The sequence below is a fragment of the Caulobacter sp. FG121 genome, assembly GCF_057809815.1.
The window spans coordinates 1-1,020 of record NZ_JBMDKR010000020.1 but is presented as its reverse complement, the minus strand read 5'-3'; the positions used below and the strand labels follow the sequence as shown (position 1 = coordinate 1,020).

General features: G+C 68.0%; 1 protein-coding gene. It reads left to right on the top strand.

All coding sequences use genetic code 11. From position 1 onward, the window contains the following. Positions 1-86 precede the first annotated feature (86 nt). Positions 87-1,020: IS481 family transposase (locus ACODSL_RS20060; protein WP_488902512.1), on the top strand; the 934-nt coding region annotated here is incomplete at its 3' end.

Below are 1,020 nucleotides of genomic sequence, written 5' to 3'. Positions count from 1 at the left end.
TGTCGAAGCTATGAAGGTTGTTCACCCGGGGTTGGGTTGAGAGAGTGGGGTTGCGACACTCCAACCTCTAACCGGGGAGACCCCGGATGAACGTTCACAAGAATGCCCGTCTGACGCCGTCTGGTCGAGCCTTGCTGGCTGATCGTGTTGCTGGCGGCTGGACGGTGAAGGCCGCCGCGGGTGCGGCTGGCGTATCCAGGCGAACGGCCCACAAGTGGCTGGCCCGGCATCGGCTCGGGGGCGAGCGAAGGCATCACGACCGCAGCTCGGCGCCGAGGCGATGTCCGCGCAGGGTCGGTGATGAGCTGGTGACGCGGATCGAGGCCCTGCGGCGGGAGCGTCTGACCGGACCGGCGATCGCGGCCCGGCTGGGCATGGCCCCCTCGACCGTGGGCCTGATCCTGCGCCGGCTGGGGCTTGGCCGACTGTCGGCGCTGGAGCCGAAGGCTCCGGTGGTGCGCTACGAGCGCTCGGCCCCCGGCGAGATGATCCATCTGGACATCAAGAAGCTGGGCCGGTTCCGGATCGAAGGCCACCGCGCCACCGGCAGCCGCCAGGCCGGAACCTCGCGCGGCGCGGGCTGGGACTTCCTGCATGTCTGCGTCGATGACGCCTCGCGGCTGGCCTACACCGAGATCCTGCCCAGCGAGGGCCAGCACGACACCACCGCCTTCCTCGAACGCGCCCTGGCCTGGCTGGGCCGACACGGGGTCAAGGTCGAGCGGGTCATGACCGACAACGGATCGGCCTATCGCTCAAAGCTGTTCGCCGCCGCTCTCCAGAAGGCCGCAGCCCGGCACGTCCGAACCCGGCCATACACGCCCCGCACCAACGGTAAGGCCGAGCGGTTCATCCAGACGTCCCTGCGAGAATGGGCCTACGCAAAGCCCTACCCCTCGTCAGACCACCGCACCGCCGCCATCAAACCCTGGACCGACAGCTACAACACCGCCCGACCACACTCCGGCATCAACGGCCTCACACCATGGCAGCGTGTGAACAACCTTCTTGGAAACGACA